Below are 16,035 nucleotides of genomic sequence, written 5' to 3'. Positions count from 1 at the left end.
CAGTCGTAGGGCCAGCGAAAAATTTTGCATGTATTGAATTTAGCACAAAAAAGAATTGTTCAGTCGCGACCCTGTCACTTGTGCAGACCTTGCTCATCAGGCTCGTCGGTGGATGTGCTGATGACGCTGGTTTGCAAGCCCTTGGTACGACGCCATGCGTACAAGGCGTAACCACTCAAACCGTACAACATGAACAATGCGAACAACACTATCGGCGGATGGATATTGATCACGGCGATGACCAGCGCCAACAACACAATCACTGCAAACGGAACACTACGCTTCATCTGAACATCTTTGAAGCTGTAAAAGGGCACGTTCGTGACCATGGTCAAGCCGGAATACAAACACATCACAAACATAGGCCACACCACGTCAGCCCCCTGATATCCCATGTCGTTCATTAACCATATGAAGCCCATCACCAGCGCAGCGGCAGCAGGTGATGGCAAACCCTGGAAAAAGCGACGATCAACAACGGCTGTGTTGACATTGAAGCGTGCCAGGCGCAACGCGGCGCATGAAATGTAGACAAACGCGGCCACCCACCCCCAACGGCCTACCCCTTTGAGGGCCCATTCGTAAGAAATCAATGCGGGTGCCGCGCCAAATGAAACCATGTCTGCCAACGAGTCCATTTGTTCGCCAAACGCGCTCTGTGTATTGGTCATGCGCGCCACCCGACCATCCAAGCTGTCGAGCACCATGGCACAAAAAACACCGATGGCAGCCATTTCAAAATGGTTATTCATCGCCATCACGATGGCATAGAAACCACCAAACAAGGCGGCTAACGTGAATAGATTGGGCAACACATAAATGCCCTTACTGGGTTTGCGAGGCACGTATTCCTCTGCGTGATCGTGTAAGTCCGACATAGGTCTGGCTCCGAAAAGTAGACGTTGAGTGTAAAGGCTGGCACTGCCCAGCAAGAACAACAAAGGCCACCGAGGTGGCCTTTGTTGTTGAGGAACGAAAAGATCAGTTGCGGGTCTGATCGACCAGCTTGTTCTTGGCGATCCAAGGCATCATGGCGCGCAGTTGGCTACCGACCACCTCGATTTGATGGTCGGCTGTGTTGCGGCGGCGTGCGGTCATGCTTGGATAGTTCAAGCGGCCTTCTTGAATGAACATCTTGGCATAGTCACCGTTTTGAATGCGCTTCAAAGCGTGACGCATGGCTTTGCGTGACTCTTCGTTGATCACTTCAGGGCCCGTCACGTACTCACCGAATTCGGCGTTGTTCGAGATGGAGTAGTTCATGTTGGCGATACCGCCCTCATAAATCAAATCAACGATCAACTTCAATTCGTGCAAGCACTCAAAGTAGGCCATCTCAGGCGCATAGCCAGCTTCAACCAAAGTCTCAAAACCCATCTTCAACAACTCAACCGCACCACCGCACAACACGGCTTGCTCACCAAACAAGTCAGTTTCGGTTTCTTCTTTGAAGTTGGTCTCAATGATGCCGGCCTTGCCACCACCGTTAGCCATGGCGTAGCTCAAAGCCAAATCACGGGCTTTTCCGCTTTTGTCTTGATGCACAGCCACCAAATGCGGAACACCGCCACCTTGTGTGTAGGTATTACGCACGGTGTGGCCGGGCGCCTTTGGAGCCACCATCCAAACATCCAAGTCAGCACGTGGCATCACTTGGTTGTAGTGGACGTTAAAGCCGTGGGCAAATGCCAGCGAAGCACCTTGTTTGATGTTGGGAGCAACGTTGTTGGTGTAGACCTCGCCGATTTGCTCGTCAGGCAACAAGATCATCACCACGTCAGCGGCTTTGACTGCATCGTTGACTTCCATCACGGTCAAGCCGGCTTTGCCAACTTTGTCCCATGAAGCGCCACCTTTGCGCAAGCCAACAACGACTTTGACGCCGCTGTCATTCAAATTTTGTGCATGGGCATGTCCTTGGGAACCGTAACCAATGATGGCTACAGTTTTGCCTTTGATCAGGCTCAGGTCACAGTCTTTGTCGTAATAAACCTTCATGGTCTCTCCTAAAAAATTTTTGGAATGGTTAGAAATCAAACACGCAAAATGCGTTCACCGCGGCCAATGCCGCACGCACCTGTACGAACAGTTTCAAGAATTGCACTGCGGTCAATGCCTTCCAAGAATGCATCGTTCTTGGATTGATCACCCGTCAACTCAATGGTGTAGCTCTTCTCCGTCACATCAATGATGCGACCGCGAAAGATGTCAGCCATGCGCTTCATTTCTTCGCGCTCTTTGCCTACCGCACGCACTTTGACCAACATCAGCTCTCGCTCGGTATAAGCACCTTCGGTCAGGTCTACGACCTTGACCACTTCAATCAGGCGGTTCAAGTGCTTGGTGATTTGCTCGATCACATCGTCTGAACCATGGGTCTGGATGGTCATGCGAGACAGGCTGGCGTCTTCCGTGGGTGCCACGGTCAGGGATTCAATGTTGTAGCCACGTGCCGAGAACAAACCGACCACGCGCGACAAAGCACCGGGTTCGTTTTCGAGCATCAGGGAAATGATGTGTTTCATGTCTTTTTCTCCCTGATCACAGGTCTTCGCTGCCAAGCAGCATTTCGGTAATGCCTTTGCCAGCTTGAACCATTGGAAACACGTTTTCAGTGGGGTCTGTTCTGAAGTCCATGAACACCGTGCGATCCTTGAGTTTGCGCGCTTCGCGCAAAGCTGGTTCAACATCTTCGGGGCGCTCTATCAGCATTCCCACATGGCCATAAGCCTCTGCCAGCTTGACAAAATCAGGCAAGGCGTCCATGTAGCTGCTGCTGTAGCGACCAGAGTATTCAATTTCTTGCCACTGACGCACCATCCCCAAATAGCGGTTGTTTAGCGCCATGATCTTGATCGGGGTGTTGTATTGCAGGCAGGTCGATAACTCCTGAATGCACATCTGCACCGAACCTTCACCCGTGACACAAAACACCTCGCTATCGGGCTTGGCAAGCTTGATACCCATCGCGTATGGAATGCCCACACCCATCGTGCCCAACCCACCTGAGTTGATCCAACGACGTGGCTCATCAAACCCATAATATTGCGCAGCCCACATTTGATGTTGCCCAACATCGGAGGTAATGTAGGTGTCTGTTCCCTTGGTCATGCGATGCAAGGTTTCAATCACGTACTGGGGTTTGATGACACTGGTGTTGGTGCGGTCGTACTTCAAACAATCACGTTTGCGCCAACCATCAATGGTTTCCCACCATGCGCCCAACGCATTCCCATCGGGTTTGAGACCCGACTCTTTGACCATCTCAATCATCTCGGTCAACACGTCTTTGACATCCCCAACAATAGGAATGTCGACTTTGACACGTTTGGAAATGCTGGATGGATCAATGTCGATATGGATAATCTTTCGCTCGTTTTGAGCAAAGTGCTTTGGATTGCCAATCACACGGTCATCAAAACGTGCGCCAACAGCCAACAAGACATCGCAATGCTGCATGGCATTGTTGGCCTCGATGGTGCCGTGCATTCCCAACATACCCAGGAACTTGGGATCACTGGCCGGATAAGCCCCCAAACCCATCAATGTATTGGTACATGGGTAACCCAACATATCGACCAAGCTGCGCAACTCTGCCGAAGCATTGCTCAGCAACACGCCACCACCGGTGTAGATGTAGGGCCGCTTGGCGGCCATCAACAATTGCAAGGCCTTGCGGATTTGCCCGCCATGGCCTTTACGCACAGGGTTATAGGAGCGCATTTGCACATCCGCCGGATACCCTTCATACGTCGTTTTCTTGAACGAGACATCCTTAGGAATATCCACCACCACGGGGCCTGGTCGGCCGCTGCGTGCAATGTGGAAGGCCTTTTTCAGGGTAACGGCCAAATCGCGAACATCTTTGACAAGAAAGTTGTGTTTCACGATTGGGCGTGTGATGCCCACGGTATCGCACTCTTGGAAGGCATCCAAGCCAATCGCCGCGGTGGGCACTTGACCGGTGATGATCACCATGGGGATGCTGTCCATGTAGGCTGTTGCAATACCTGTCACAGCATTGGTCACACCGGGTCCAGACGTTACCAGTGCAACACCGACCTCCCCGGTTGCACGCGCGTAGCCATCCGCGGCATGCACGGCGGCCTGCTCATGCCGCACCAACACGTGCTGCATGGTGTCTTGTTTGTACAAGGCGTCGTAAATATAGAGAACTGACCCACCTGGGTAACCCCAGATGTACTGAACGTTTTCAGCTTGAAGTGCCTTCACAAGGATTTCGGCACCCATCAATTCGTGAGATTTCCCGTCTGCAATAGCGGGAAAATTTGCTTGCGCGTTTTTGATTTCCATGATCAACCTTAGTGAATTTCGTCAACGAAAAACCCGGGGTGCTTCTTCGCCCACCCTTGTGGGGTAGCGTCGAAACTTTGGACCATCAGCCATGAGCGCCTATGAGTGTTCGCGCCGAACTGAGACCCGTTTGCCTTATTTTTGTCGAATTGCAACCTTCGATTATGGCATCAAGCAAGGGCCAAGCCGAACAGCATGGGTCAATTATCCGCACGTGAATGCCATAATCGCGGCTCATTCATTCATCCTGCGCGCTAGTGGCTTCAGAAAAAGAACTCTCAGACTTTCTGCAAAGTGTTGAAAAACGGGCCTTCAAGAGGTCGGTTTACCACGTGCGGGACGATGAGGCCGCACTGGACATCGTTCAAGACAGCATGATGAAACTGGCTGAGCACTACGGCGACAAGCCAGCCAGTGAACTCCCCATGTTGTTTCAGCGCATTCTCTCCAACACCACGTTGGATTGGTTTCGACGTAACAAAACCCGCCGTGCGCTGTTTAGCAACTTTAGCGACTTTGACTCAGGTAAAGAAGACGGTGATTTCGATTTATTGGAGTCTTTGAGTACCGAAAACGACTCGCAATTGACCCAAAGCGCCGAAGACAATTTCGCCAGCACGGCCAATGTGCGAGAAATAGAAGAAGAAATACAAAATCTCCCAGCACGTCAACGGGAAGCCTTCCTACTGCGTTACTGGGAGGACTTAGACGTTTCTGAGACGGCTACTGCCATGGGTTGTTCAGAGGGCAGTGTGAAAACGCACTGTTCTCGTGCTATCCAATCCCTCAGCAAAGCACTCACCGCCAAAGGGCTACGACCATGACCACATCTACAACAACCCCTCATTCACAAGACCAATTTGGGTTTGCCGTCGCCGCTCGACTGGATGCGGCGAGCATGGATCTGGCCCATGACATCACAGAACGACTGCGTGCGGCCAGAACCCGTGCAGTGGCTGCTCGTTTGACCACGCAAAGTCGTCTACAAACCAGCCAGCAAGTGACTGTTCAAGGCGGCGTTGGCATGCTCCATTTTGGCGATGAAGGACTCAATTTATGGAGTCGCCTGGCTGCTTTGCTGCCACTGATCGCCTTGATTGCAGGTTTGGCGCTGATTCAAAATATTTTGGACGACAACCGCGCGAGTGAGTTGGCTGAGGTTGACTCTGCCATGCTCAGTGACGATCTGCCTCCTACGGCCTATGCCGATCCGGGCTTTCTTCAGTTCTTAAAGACGCCGCTCACGACCGAGCGGCAAGAATAACGTCACCTACGAGCCGTATCGCATGCGTTTCATCACCAAAACCACGCTCTTACTAACCGCACAGTTACTGGCGATGTTTGTGGTGACGTACGGTCATTGGACTGTCCAGGCACAGACAACCAACACGCAAACAGCAACCTCGAATGCCAGTGCACGGCCTCTTTGGCAAGATTTGACAGCGGCACAACAACAAGCGTTGACACCACTGGCGCAACTGTGGCCCACCATGACCGAGCCGCATAAACGCAAGTGGCTGGCGATCTCTCAAAATTTCGCGCAACTCTCCAGCGATGAAAAATCCATCGTCCAAGGACGCATGCGCGAGTGGGCCGCACTCAGCCCCCAGCAACGCACCCTGGCACGCTTGAATTTCGCAGACGTCAAACAGTTACCACAAGACGAAAAGCGCACCAAGTGGGAGGCCTACCAAGCCTTGAGCCCGGAAGCCAAACAAAAACTGGCAACCCAACAACCCAACGCCACATTGGGTGCGGCACCAGCCGTCAGACCTATTTCTGCAAACAAACTGGCAGCGCCTCCCACCACGGGCTCAAGCACCAAGCCCCTGCCCCGCATCGACACCCAACAAGCAGCCCCCACAACGCTGCTGCCACCACTGCCAAGTACTGCAGCGGCAACATCAAGCACGCCCTCAAATAACCCACCCGACAGTTCGGTCACCGCACAATGAGCGAGTCAACCGAGTTCATCGACCGTGGGTCGATGCAAGCCCCTCGTCTTTTACGACGCATGGCCTGTTGGCTTTACGAAGGTTTGTTGCTGTTTGGTGTCGTTTTCATTTCGGGTTATTTGTTCAGCACCTTGAGCCAGACACGGCATGCTTTGGACAACCGCCATGGATTGCAGGCTTTCTTGTTTTTGGTCTTTGCAATCTACTTCACGTGGTTCGGACACAAAGGCCAAACCTTGGCGATGAAAACCTGGCACATCCGCCTGGTCAGTGCATCAGGAAATCCTGTCACGCAAACACGCGCCTTATGTCGTTATGTGCTGAGCTGGATTTGGTTCTTGCCACCGTTGGCAGTCGTTGCTCCTTATGAACTCACAGGTTCAGAAACTTTGGTCATTTGCGTCGGCTGGATCATGGTGTGGGCATTGACCAGCCGCTTTCAAGCACAAGGCCAGTTTTGGCATGACATCTGGGCAGGCACACGTTTGGTCAACGAGCCCCCCGCGAGCCGTTAAAGTCTCGCCCATGGAAGAAAGTAATCCGCAGAAAAATAGAACCGGACTGAATCGTGTCTGGCACGCTTTGGGCTACTCGCTCAGCGGCTTACGTGCAGCTTGGGATGAGAAAGCCTTTCAGCAAGAAGCCTTGGCATCCTTCCTCTTAATTCCTTTGGCTTTTTGGCTGGGGCAGTCATGGGTAGAAACAACGCTGCTCGTTGGCACCGTGATCTTGGTCATGGTGGTGGAATTGCTCAATACAGGCATTGAGTCGGCCATTGATCGCATGGGGCCCGAATGGCATGAACTCTCAAAACGTGCCAAAGACATGGGCAGCGCCGCCGTCTTGCTCAGCTTGTTACTGTGCAGCGGCGTTTGGGCTGCAGCCCTCTACACACACTTTTTCAAATGACATCCTCCCCTGCTTTTTCCGTCTGTGTTTACTGTGGTTCACGCGCTGGCGTGGTACCGGCTTACGCACAGGTAGCCAAGGAAGTTGGTCACTGGATTGGGCGTCATCAAGGCCAGTTGGTGTATGGCGGGGGGAACAATGGCTTGATGGGTTTGGTAGCACAAGCAACCGCAGATGCCGGCGGGCGGGTAGTCGGCATCATTCCCAAAGCACTACAAAGCAAAGAGAACACACGCACGGCCTGCACAGAACTTCATGTGGTCGACACCATGCATGAACGCAAACACATGATGGCTGAACGTGCTGATGTCTTCTTAGCCTTACCCGGTGGGATTGGCACTTTCGAAGAATTCTTTGAAGTTTGGACTTGGCGGCAATTGGGCTACCACGACAAGCCCGTTGGATTGCTCAACACCGAAGGCTATTACGACGGCTTATTGCAATTCGCCAGCAACAGCGTCACACAAGGCTTTTTGAGTGATTGGCAAATGGATTTGATTCGTACCGGTACGGTGGCAAGCGAACTACTGCGCGAGCTGGTGCAAGCTGCTGGCTTCGCCCCCGAAGCCAAACTCGCAGCGCTTTGAATTAAATCGCGGTTTCGTCGAGTTCGCCCGTGCGAATACGCACCACGCGTTCAACCGAAGTGATGAAGATCTTGCCGTCGCCAATCTTGCCGGTGCGCGCAGCACGCACGATCGCATCCACACACAGATCAACATCGGTGGACTTCACCACCACCTCAACCTTGACCTTGGGTAAAAAGTCCACCACATACTCCGCGCCGCGGTACAACTCGGTATGTCCTTTTTGACGCCCGAAGCCTTTGACTTCGGTCACCGTCAAACCTGTCACACCACACTCGGCCAAAGCTTCGCGGACTTCTTCAAGTTTGAATGGTTTGATAACGGCAGTAATTTGCTTCATGGTCAGTCCTTGGAGATTCGAGAAACAGCGTGCGCTCAGGCGCGAAACTTGTTAGTAATAGGATAACGCCAATCTTTACCGAAACTGCGGTGCGTCACGCGAATGCCGACTGGCGATTGACGACGTTTGTATTCGTTCAGGCGGATCAAGCGTGTCACCTTGTCCACATCGGAGGCCGCAAAACCCGCAGCCACAATGTCGGCTGAGCTTTGGTCGTTTTCCATAAAACGCGAGACGATCTCATCCAACACCTCGTAGGGTGGCAGACTGTCTTGGTCTTTCTGGTCAGGGCGTAGCTCGGCACTCGGTGGACGTGTGATGATGCGCTCAGGAATAGGTTGAACGCCTGTTCCGTATGGATCGTTTGCATTGCGCCACCGAGCGAGCTTAAACACCAAAGTTTTGGCCACATCTTTGATGACGGCAAAACCACCCGCCATATCACCGTACAGCGTGCAATAACCCGTGGCCATTTCGCTTTTATTACCCGTCGTCAAAACGATGGCGCCAAACTTGTTGGACAAGGCCATCAACAAGGTACCGCGAATACGTGCCTGGATGTTTTCTTCCGTTGCATCAAGGCTTGTGCCTTCAAAGTCGGCTTGGAGTGAACTCAAAAATGCTTCAAACTCCGGCACGATCGACAGCTCGTCGTATCGCACCCCCAAGCGATGCGCCATATCGCGCGCGTCCACCCAGCTGATCTCGGCGGTATAGGGAGACGGCATCATCACAGCGCGTACTTTGTCGGCCCCGAGGGCGTCAACTGCAATCGCCACCACCAAAGCCGAATCGATACCGCCGGAGAGGCCCAACAATGCTCCCGGAAAACCGTTCTTACCCACATAGTCGCGCACCCCCAAAACCAGGGCGTGCCACAAGTCAGACTCGAAAGAACCTTCTGCAGCAACCGGGCCATCAAGACGCAAAGGCTCACCGGCTGACGCCGTCAACACCAGACGCTCTTCGTGAAAACTTTTGCCACGTGCCGCTACGCCCCCATCGGCATTCAAGGCAAACGAGCGCCCCTCAAACACCACCTCATCTTGGCCTCCGACCAAATGGGCATACACCAAAGGCAAGCCTGTGGCTTGCACACGCACACGCATGGCCTGCTCACGTTCATCGCCTTTGCCCACATGGAAAGGTGAAGCATTGATCACCGCCAACAACTCTGCCCCGGCAGCCTTGGCGTCTAACGCAGGTGCCTCAAACCAAGCGTCTTCGCAAATCAGCAGCCCAACACGAACACCCTTCACCTCAAACACACAAGCCTCTTTGCCCGGCGTGAAGTAACGCCGTTCATCAAACACTTGGTAATTGGGTAGTTCACGCTTGGCATAACGTGCAACCACCTCTCCTTCGCAGACCACGCTGGCCATGTTGAAGCGTCGTTGCACTGACACCGAGCGGGTACGTTGGTCGTCGCCATGCGGATGCCCTACCACCACATGCAAGCCCTTTAACCCGGCCAATGCCTGGGACACCGCTTTCAAGGCATCATCACACGCTGCAATGAACGAAGGACGCAAAAACAAATCTTCTGCGGCATAACCGCACAGCGAAAGTTCAGGCGTCAGCACCAAACGCACGCCTTGGGCATAGGCATCCTGAGCACACGCAATGATTTTTTGGGCATTCCCAGCCATGTCACCAACGACAAAATTTAACTGAGCGACACAGAGTTTGAGGTTCATGGAAACAGACACACAGTCCACAGAAAACAGCGCAAAACAGCAGAGTGATTATGTCATTCGCGTGTTTGATAACCCGCTAGAGATCGCACAGCAAGACTGGGATGCGCTCTGTGCGCAACAAGACACGCCCTCGCCCTTCATGCAACACGCCTACTTGGCGGCACTGCACACCAGTGGTAGCGCCACACCAGACACGGGCTGGCACCCGCAATTCATCACCCTGTGGTTGGATGGCAACTTGGTCGCTGGCTGCGCCCTCTACCTCAAAGACCACTCTTACGGCGAATACGTCTTCGACTGGGCATGGGCCAAAGCTTATGCCGATCACGGACTGAACTACTACCCCAAAGCCCTGGCCGCAGTGCCCTTCACGCCAGTTCCTGGGTCACGCCTGTTAGCCAGCGATGCACTTGCCCGACTCGCCTTGCTGAAAGCGTGTGTGGCGCTCTGCCAAAGCCAACATCTGTCATCTTTACATTTACTCTTCACAAGCCCCGCTGACCGCACTGCATGTGGGTCACAGGGCTTGCTGCAACGCCAGACCGTGCAGTTTCATTGGCACAACCTAGGCTTTGCAAACTTTGATGCGTTCTTAACCAGTCTCAACCAAGAAAAACGCAAAAAGATCAAGCAAGAACGTCGTCGCGTCGCAGACGCAGGCGTCACATTTCGCAGCCTACAAGGCGCGGACATTCAAACTCAGGACTGGGATTTTTTCTACCAGTGTTATGAACGCACGTACCTCGAACATGGCAATGCCCCCTACCTCAGCCGTGAGTTCTTTGCCAGCATGCAGCGCGACATGCCCGACAACTGGCTGTTGTTCATCGCTGAGCGCGAGCAACGCCCCATTGCCAGCAGCTTGATCGCGCTGCAAGGTTTGGGTACTCCCGAAGCTGTGGCTTACGGGCGCTACTGGGGCGCACTCGAGCGTGTGGACTGCTTGCACTTTGAGGCCTGTTATTACCAACCCCTGAATTGGTGTATCAACCATGGTGTGGGTCGCTTTGAAGGTGGAGCGCAAGGCGAACACAAAATGGCTCGTGCGCTCATGCCTGTCACGACTTACAGCGCCCATTGGTTGGCGCACCCTGCGTTCTCTGATGCCGTGGCAAGGTTCTTGGAGCGCGAAACAGCAGGTGTTGACGGTTACATGGAGCACTTGGCCGAGCGCTCGCCCTATCGGTCAGCCTGAGATCAAACCTTCTCTTGCAAGGATTCGCGCATGGCCTGCAACAAGCTTTGGCTCTCATGCGCCCCCGACACACCCACACGGCCATTGAAGATAAAGAACGGCACACCACTCACCCCCATGTCGCGGGCTTCTTTGTCACAAGCTACAGTTTGTGCATGTACAGCAGGGTCGTGAATGGCTTGTTGTGCCACCTCAGGGTCTAACCCCGCAGCATTCGCAATGGATTGCAACTCGTCGGGATCGGTCAAGTCACGTCCGTCAATAAAGTAACTCTGAAACAAAGCCTCCACCATGCGCTCTTGTTCGGCGCCAGGCTCGGAGGCTGCAATCAGGCTGTGCGGCACGATGGTGTTGGGTTGACGTGCAATGCGGTCAAACTCAAACGCAATGCCTACCTCATGGCCAACACCTGTCACACGGTCATACACAGAGTCGGCACGGTCACCAAACTTAGTACGCACATAGGTCTCGCGATCAATGCCTTGTGGACTCATCTCGGGGTTGAGCTGAAACGTGTGCCAGCGCACCTGAGGCAGCACATCCGGATACTCGGCGGCCCACAAGGCCAGCGCACCTTCCAAGCGACGCTTGCCCACAAAACACCAGGGACACACCACATCAGAGATCACATCAATGTTCAAAGTTTTCATGAGGTTACTTGCTTTCTGCCACAATGCCTCAACTGTAGCGTTATCGCCAACTTAGAGAGGGAATCACAATGGCTAGCGATCTGATCAAACACATCACCGACACCACCTTTGAAGCAGACGTCTTGCAAGCGGACAAGCCCGTGCTCGTGGACTACTGGGCAGAATGGTGCGGCCCTTGCAAGATGATCGCCCCCATCCTGGACGAAGTCTCCACCGCCTACGCCGGCAAACTCCAAATCGCCAAGATGAACGTGGACGAGAACCGTGACATCCCAGCTAAATTTGGCATCCGTGGCATTCCCACACTGATGTTGTTCAAAGGCGGCCAACTGGCAGCGACCAAAGTCGGGGCCATGAGCAAAGCACAACTGACGGCCTTTATCGATCAACAATTGGCCTGAATCCACGGCCTGATTTTCAAATCTGCCATATAAGCCCGCTGATTGCAAAAATCGTGGGCTTTTTTCCTGTCATAATCAATTCTGAACTAACCGTTCGCCCATGAGGTCAACGGATACCATCCCGGTCTCGAGTTCTGGTCTGTGAGGCACCTTCCGCCTACTTTTTGACCTCCCCCCAATTTATTTAACGAACTCCCCTTGGAGTCACCTGATGCATCTGAACGAACTCAAGGCACTGCACGTGTCTGAAGTGCTGAAACAAGCCGAAGAACTCGAAATCGAAAACACCGGCCGCATGCGCAAGCAAGAGCTGATGTTTGCCATCATCAAAAAACGCGCCCGCGCAGGTGAACAAGTATTTGCCGATGGCGTGCTTGAAATCTTGCCCGATGGCTTTGGCTTCTTGCGCAGCCCTGACACCAGCTACACCGCCAGCACCGACGACATTTACATCAGCCCGAGTCAGGTGCGCCGCTTCAACCTGCACACTGGCGACATGATCGAAGGCGAAGTGCGTATTCCTAAAGACGGCGAGCGCTACTTTGCACTGACCAAGCTTGACCAAGTCAACGGCGACTTGCCTGAGAACAACAAACACAAGGTCATGTTCGAGAACTTGACCCCTCTGTTCCCACGCGAGCAGATGAAGCTCGAACAAGAGATCAAAGGCGAAGAAAACATCACGGGTCGCATCATCGACATCATTGCGCCTATCGGCAAAGGTCAACGTGCGTTGCTGGTCGCGCCGCCCAAGAGCGGCAAGACGGTGATGATGCAGCACATTGCCCACGCCATCGCCGCCAACTACCCAGACAGCCACATGATGGTCCTGTTGGTAGATGAGCGCCCTGAAGAAGTGACCGAAATGCAGCGTTCGGTCAAAGCAGAGGTGATTGCATCCACCTTTGATGAACCTGCCGCCCGTCACGTGCACGTGGCCGAGATGGTGATTGAGCGCGCCAAGCGCTTGGTTGAACTCAAAAAAGACGTGGTCATCTTGCTCGACTCCATCACCCGTCTGGCCCGCGCCTACAACAACGTGGTGCCCTCCTCTGGCAAAGTACTGACAGGGGGTGTCGACTCCAACGCTTTGCAGCGCCCCAAACGATTCTTTGGTGCAGCACGCAAGGTCGAAGAAGGTGGTTCACTCACCATCATTGCCACAGCCTTGATCGACACCGGCAGTCGCATGGACGAGGTGATCTTTGAAGAATTCAAAGGCACCGGCAACTGTGAAATTCATTTGGATCGTCGCTTGTATGAAAAGCGCGTGTTCCCTGCCATTCAACTCAACCGCAGCGGTACCCGTCGCGAAGAGCTGCTACTGGCTCCTGAGATCTTGCAAAAGACCCGCATCCTGCGTCAGTTCATGTACAACATGGACGAGATCGAGTCGATGGAATTGATGTTGAAAAACATGAAAGCCACCAAATCGAACGTGGATTTCTTCGACCTGATGCGTCGCGGCGGCTAAGGCTTCACCCCTCAGAACAAAGGGCGTGTGCGGTGAACCGCATACGCCCTTTTCTCATGTCAGGGTCACGATGCAATCGCTCAAGTCGGGACCAAAAACTCTCGGCTGATGCTCGCGCCAATGTCGTTCACTCGGTCCAAGAACTGGGTCAGATAAGCATGCAGCCCATTGGCCAAGATCTCTTCAATCTTGCCGTACTGCAACTCTGCCAACAACTTGCCCGAACGACGGCGACTCTCAATGGCTGAGTCAGACGACACCATGGCCAAGTTACTCACCACCTCGTTCAAGCACGCATGCAAAGAGCGTGGCATGTCAGCGCGCAATACCAACAGCTCTGCCACGCGCTCGGGTTGAATCACATCGCGGTAGACCTTGCGGTAAATCTCAAAGCCCGACACGCTGCGCAAAATCGCACTCCAGTGGTAGAAGTCGTATTCTTGATCTTGCGCATTGGCAGCGCCAAAAAAATCGCTCTCGACCGCATGAAACTTCACATCCACCAAACGTGCCGTGTTGTCAGCGCGTTCCAGGAATGTGCCCAAACGCATGAAGTGCAAGGCCTCGTCCATCAACATGGTGCCCACCGTCACGCCGCGCGACAGGTGCGAGCGAAATTTCACCCATTCGAAAAACTGACCAGGGTCACGCTCGAACTCGCCCTCTTTGATTTTGCGCAGCATCTCCAACCAGGTTTGGTTTTGTGTTTCCCAAACTTCGGTGGTCAAGCTACCGCGCACTGCACGCGCGTTCTCACGCGCGGCTTTAAGACAAGAAATAATCGATGACGGGTTGTCCTCGTTTTTCACCATGAAAGCCATCACGTTTTCAGGTGTGATCTCGGCATACAAAGCCTCATAGGCAGGCAACAACTCACTGATGGAGAGCAATCCCTGCCAACCCATTTGGGCCACAGCAGCCGATTGCGGCAACAGCGAGGTTTGGTAATTCACGTCCAACAAACGTGCAGTGTTTTCGGCCCGCTCGGTATAGCGGGACATCCAAAACAGGTGGTCAGCGGTGCGGCTCAGCATAGTTAAACCTCAAGAATCCATGTGTCTTTGGTGCCCCCGCCTTGCGACGAGTTCACCACCAGTGAGCCTTCTTTCAATGCGACGCGGGTCAAACCGCCAGGCACCATTTGCACGGTTTTTCCACTGAGCACGAAGGGGCGTAAATCGATGTGACGCGGCGCAATGCCACTCTCTACATAGGTCGGGCAGCTCGATAAGCTCAAGGTCGGCTGTGAAATGTAGCCATCGGGCTTGGCCATCAAAACGCGTCGAAAGTCTTCAATCTCAGCCTTGGTGGCTGCGGGCCCTACCAACATGCCATAGCCGCCTGCGCCGTGCACTTCTTTCACCACCAATTCGCTCAAGTGATCGAGCGTGTATTGCAAGTCGTCTTTCTTACGGCATTGAAAAGTTGGCACATTGTTCAAGATGGGTTTCTCGCCCAAGTAGAACTCGATCATTTGCGGCACATAAGGGTAGATCGACTTGTCGTCAGCAATGCCTGTGCCTACGGCATTGCAAATGCTCACATGTCCGGCTCGGTACACATCCATCAAGCCTTCACAGCCCAAGGTCGATGTCGAGCGAAACACCTTGGGGTCCAAAAAGTCGTCGTCCACGCGCCGGTAAATCACATCCACCCGTTTGGGGCCGCGCGTGGTGCGCATGTACACGAAGTTGTCTTTCACAAACAGGTCTTGACCTTCAACCAACTCCACGCCCATTTGCTGCGCCAAAAACGCATGTTCAAAATAAGCGCTGTTGTACATGCCCGGTGTCAACACCACCACCGTGGGGTTGTCGGTGGTCGCAGGGCAACTGGCGCGCAAGGTCTCTAGCAACAAATCGGGGTAATGGGCCACAGGGGCCACACGGTGCTGACTGAACAACTCGGGAAACAGCCGCATCATCATCTTGCGGTCTTCCAACATATAGCTCACCCCACTGGGCACCCGCAGGTTATCTTCGAGCACGTAGTACTCGCCCTCGCCTTGTGCATTAGGGGCTCGCACGATGTCGATACCACTGATGCTGGAATACACGTTGTGTGGCACATCCACCCCCATCATTTCGGGGCGAAACTGGGCGTTGTGGAGAATTTGCTCGGTCGGTATCACACCCGCCTTGAGGATCTCTTGCCCGTGGTAGATGTCATAGATGAAGCGGTTCAACGCGGTCACACGTTGCACCAGCCCCTTTTGCATGTCACGCCACTCATGGGCCGGAATCACACGCGGGATCAGGTCAAACGGAATCAGGCGCTCAGTGCCGGCACCTTCTTCGTCTTTGTCACCATACACCGCAAAGGTGATGCCCACGCGACGAAAAATCATCTCGGCTTCCTCACGGCGTCCGCGCATCGCCTGAGGGTCTTGCCGGCTTAACCAGTCCAAGTAGCTTTTGTAGTGGGGCCTGACCTGCTCCGGTATGTAGGGCAGCTGGGCATACATTTCATCGAACTTGTGCATCTTGGAACTCCTGCCCATACCTTAGCAAATT

General features: G+C 53.6%; 18 protein-coding genes. 9 read left to right on the top strand and 9 right to left on the bottom strand.

Going from position 1 to position 16,035, the window contains the following annotated elements:
- Nucleotides 1-74 precede the first annotated feature (74 nt).
- From pssA to B9Z39_RS05230, 4 genes are all read right to left on the bottom strand, one after another.
- Nucleotides 75-878 (bottom strand): CDP-diacylglycerol--serine O-phosphatidyltransferase, encoded by an 804-nt coding sequence (gene pssA / locus B9Z39_RS05245; protein WP_100144678.1) that lies wholly within the window; start codon nucleotides 876-878, stop codon nucleotides 75-77.
- Between the two features lie 103 nt (nucleotides 879-981).
- Complete coding sequence (gene ilvC / locus B9Z39_RS05240; RefSeq protein WP_100144676.1) at nucleotides 982-1,998, bottom strand: ketol-acid reductoisomerase; 1,017 nt, start codon at nucleotides 1,996-1,998, stop codon at nucleotides 982-984.
- Between the two features lie 35 nt (nucleotides 1,999-2,033).
- Nucleotides 2,034-2,525, bottom strand: coding sequence for an acetolactate synthase small subunit (ilvN, locus tag B9Z39_RS05235; RefSeq protein WP_100144674.1), 492 nt, complete (start codon nucleotides 2,523-2,525; stop codon nucleotides 2,034-2,036).
- Nucleotides 2,526-2,541: 16 nt separating this feature from the next.
- Nucleotides 2,542-4,314, bottom strand: a complete 1,773-nt coding sequence (locus tag B9Z39_RS05230) for an acetolactate synthase 3 catalytic subunit (RefSeq protein WP_100145112.1) — start codon at nucleotides 4,312-4,314, stop codon at nucleotides 2,542-2,544.
- Between the two features lie 257 nt (nucleotides 4,315-4,571).
- On the opposite strand from B9Z39_RS05230, the gene B9Z39_RS05225 reads away from it, so the two are divergent.
- The 6 genes from B9Z39_RS05225 to B9Z39_RS05200 are packed head-to-tail and all read left to right on the top strand — an operon-like array spanning nucleotide 4,572 to nucleotide 7,765.
- Nucleotides 4,572-5,138, top strand: coding sequence for an RNA polymerase sigma factor (locus B9Z39_RS05225; protein ID WP_100144672.1), 567 nt, complete (start codon nucleotides 4,572-4,574; stop codon nucleotides 5,136-5,138).
- Nucleotides 5,135-5,578, top strand: coding sequence for a DUF3619 family protein (locus B9Z39_RS05220; RefSeq protein ID WP_108300969.1), 444 nt, complete (start codon nucleotides 5,135-5,137; stop codon nucleotides 5,576-5,578). The genes B9Z39_RS05225 and B9Z39_RS05220 overlap by 4 nt, the downstream gene beginning before the upstream one ends.
- A gap of 22 nt (nucleotides 5,579-5,600) precedes the next feature.
- Nucleotides 5,601-6,269: a DUF3106 domain-containing protein gene (locus B9Z39_RS05215; protein ID WP_108300968.1), complete on the top strand. Its 669-nt coding sequence runs from the start codon at nucleotides 5,601-5,603 to the stop codon at nucleotides 6,267-6,269.
- A complete protein-coding gene (locus B9Z39_RS05210; protein ID WP_233248922.1) occupies nucleotides 6,266-6,784 on the top strand; it encodes an RDD family protein in 519 nt (172 codons plus the stop codon). The genes B9Z39_RS05215 and B9Z39_RS05210 overlap by 4 nt, the downstream gene beginning before the upstream one ends.
- 10 nt (nucleotides 6,785-6,794) lie before the next feature.
- A complete protein-coding gene (locus tag B9Z39_RS05205) occupies nucleotides 6,795-7,178 on the top strand; it encodes a diacylglycerol kinase (protein WP_108300966.1) in 384 nt (127 codons plus the stop codon).
- Nucleotides 7,175-7,765: a TIGR00730 family Rossman fold protein gene (locus B9Z39_RS05200; protein WP_100144662.1), complete on the top strand. Its 591-nt coding sequence runs from the start codon at nucleotides 7,175-7,177 to the stop codon at nucleotides 7,763-7,765. Before B9Z39_RS05205 ends, B9Z39_RS05200 begins: the two co-directional genes overlap by 4 nt.
- A gap of 1 nt (nucleotide 7,766) precedes the next feature.
- Here B9Z39_RS05200 and B9Z39_RS05195 read toward each other — a convergent pair whose 3' ends face one another.
- Nucleotides 7,767-8,105 (bottom strand): P-II family nitrogen regulator, encoded by a 339-nt coding sequence (locus B9Z39_RS05195; RefSeq protein WP_100144660.1) that lies wholly within the window; start codon nucleotides 8,103-8,105, stop codon nucleotides 7,767-7,769.
- A 35-nt stretch (nucleotides 8,106-8,140) separates the two neighbouring features.
- On the bottom strand, nucleotides 8,141-9,802 hold the full coding sequence (locus B9Z39_RS05190; protein WP_108300965.1) for an NAD+ synthase: 1,662 nt from the start codon (nucleotides 9,800-9,802) through the stop codon (nucleotides 8,141-8,143).
- Here B9Z39_RS05190 and B9Z39_RS05185 point away from each other — a divergent pair.
- The gene (locus B9Z39_RS05185) at nucleotides 9,801-10,997 is read left to right on the top strand and encodes a GNAT family N-acetyltransferase (protein WP_108300964.1); all 1,197 of its coding nucleotides are present in this window, start codon (nucleotides 9,801-9,803) and stop codon (nucleotides 10,995-10,997) included. The two genes, B9Z39_RS05190 and B9Z39_RS05185, sit on opposite strands and share 2 nt — an antisense overlap.
- 2 nt (nucleotides 10,998-10,999) lie before the next feature.
- On the opposite strand, the gene B9Z39_RS05180 is transcribed toward B9Z39_RS05185, so the two are convergent.
- Nucleotides 11,000-11,647: a DsbA family protein gene (locus tag B9Z39_RS05180; RefSeq protein ID WP_108300963.1), complete on the bottom strand. Its 648-nt coding sequence runs from the start codon at nucleotides 11,645-11,647 to the stop codon at nucleotides 11,000-11,002.
- Nucleotides 11,648-11,715: 68 nt separating this feature from the next.
- Between B9Z39_RS05180 and trxA the strand changes: the two genes are divergently transcribed.
- Nucleotides 11,716-12,048 carry a thioredoxin TrxA gene (trxA, locus tag B9Z39_RS05175; protein ID WP_108300962.1) on the top strand — a complete coding sequence of 111 codons (333 nt, stop codon included), beginning with the start codon at nucleotides 11,716-11,718 and terminating at the stop codon, nucleotides 12,046-12,048.
- Between the two features lie 211 nt (nucleotides 12,049-12,259).
- Nucleotides 12,260-13,522, top strand: a complete 1,263-nt coding sequence (gene rho / locus B9Z39_RS05170; protein ID WP_100144649.1) for a transcription termination factor Rho — start codon at nucleotides 12,260-12,262, stop codon at nucleotides 13,520-13,522.
- An 80-nt stretch (nucleotides 13,523-13,602) separates the two neighbouring features.
- Here the strand turns inward: rho and B9Z39_RS05165 are convergent, their stop codons facing one another.
- Both B9Z39_RS05165 and B9Z39_RS05160 read right to left on the bottom strand, forming a co-directional pair.
- Nucleotides 13,603-14,556 (bottom strand): alpha-E domain-containing protein, encoded by a 954-nt coding sequence (locus B9Z39_RS05165; protein ID WP_108300961.1) that lies wholly within the window; start codon nucleotides 14,554-14,556, stop codon nucleotides 13,603-13,605.
- Nucleotides 14,557-14,558: 2 nt separating this feature from the next.
- A complete protein-coding gene (locus tag B9Z39_RS05160; protein ID WP_100144645.1) occupies nucleotides 14,559-16,004 on the bottom strand; it encodes a circularly permuted type 2 ATP-grasp protein in 1,446 nt (481 codons plus the stop codon).
- Nucleotides 16,005-16,035: the final 31 nt, after the last annotated feature.

It is taken from the genome of Limnohabitans sp. JirII-29, assembly GCF_003063395.1.
Classification (GTDB): domain Bacteria; phylum Pseudomonadota; class Gammaproteobacteria; order Burkholderiales; family Burkholderiaceae_C; genus Limnohabitans.
The sequence above is the reverse complement of the archived record's forward strand: the minus strand, read 5'-3'. Positions and strand labels throughout refer to the sequence as shown.

Bases quoted from the DNA above. Each gene is read 5' to 3' on its own strand.
- pssA (WP_100144678.1), bottom strand. From the start codon at position 878: ATGTCGGACTTACACGATCACGCAGAGGAATACGTGCCTCGCAAACCC.
- ilvC (WP_100144676.1), bottom strand. From the start codon at position 1,998: ATGAAGGTTTATTACGACAAAGACTGTGACCTGAGCCTGATCAAAGGC.
- ilvN (WP_100144674.1), bottom strand. From the start codon at position 2,525: ATGAAACACATCATTTCCCTGATGCTCGAAAACGAACCCGGTGCTTTG.
- B9Z39_RS05230 (WP_100145112.1), bottom strand. From the start codon at position 4,314: ATGGAAATCAAAAACGCGCAAGCAAATTTTCCCGCTATTGCAGACGGG.
- B9Z39_RS05220 (WP_108300969.1), top strand. From the start codon at position 5,135: ATGACCACATCTACAACAACCCCTCATTCACAAGACCAATTTGGGTTT.
- B9Z39_RS05215 (WP_108300968.1), top strand. From the start codon at position 5,601: ATGCGTTTCATCACCAAAACCACGCTCTTACTAACCGCACAGTTACTG.
- B9Z39_RS05210 (WP_233248922.1), top strand. From the start codon at position 6,266: ATGAGCGAGTCAACCGAGTTCATCGACCGTGGGTCGATGCAAGCCCCT.
- B9Z39_RS05205 (WP_108300966.1), top strand. From the start codon at position 6,795: ATGGAAGAAAGTAATCCGCAGAAAAATAGAACCGGACTGAATCGTGTC.
- B9Z39_RS05200 (WP_100144662.1), top strand. From the start codon at position 7,175: ATGACATCCTCCCCTGCTTTTTCCGTCTGTGTTTACTGTGGTTCACGC.
- B9Z39_RS05195 (WP_100144660.1), bottom strand. From the start codon at position 8,105: ATGAAGCAAATTACTGCCGTTATCAAACCATTCAAACTTGAAGAAGTC.
- B9Z39_RS05185 (WP_108300964.1), top strand. From the start codon at position 9,801: ATGGAAACAGACACACAGTCCACAGAAAACAGCGCAAAACAGCAGAGT.
- B9Z39_RS05190 (WP_108300965.1), bottom strand. From the start codon at position 9,802: ATGAACCTCAAACTCTGTGTCGCTCAGTTAAATTTTGTCGTTGGTGAC.
- B9Z39_RS05180 (WP_108300963.1), bottom strand. From the start codon at position 11,647: ATGAAAACTTTGAACATTGATGTGATCTCTGATGTGGTGTGTCCCTGG.
- trxA (WP_108300962.1), top strand. From the start codon at position 11,716: ATGGCTAGCGATCTGATCAAACACATCACCGACACCACCTTTGAAGCA.
- rho (WP_100144649.1), top strand. From the start codon at position 12,260: ATGCATCTGAACGAACTCAAGGCACTGCACGTGTCTGAAGTGCTGAAA.
- B9Z39_RS05165 (WP_108300961.1), bottom strand. From the start codon at position 14,556: ATGCTGAGCCGCACCGCTGACCACCTGTTTTGGATGTCCCGCTATACC.
- B9Z39_RS05160 (WP_100144645.1), bottom strand. From the start codon at position 16,004: ATGCACAAGTTCGATGAAATGTATGCCCAGCTGCCCTACATACCGGAG.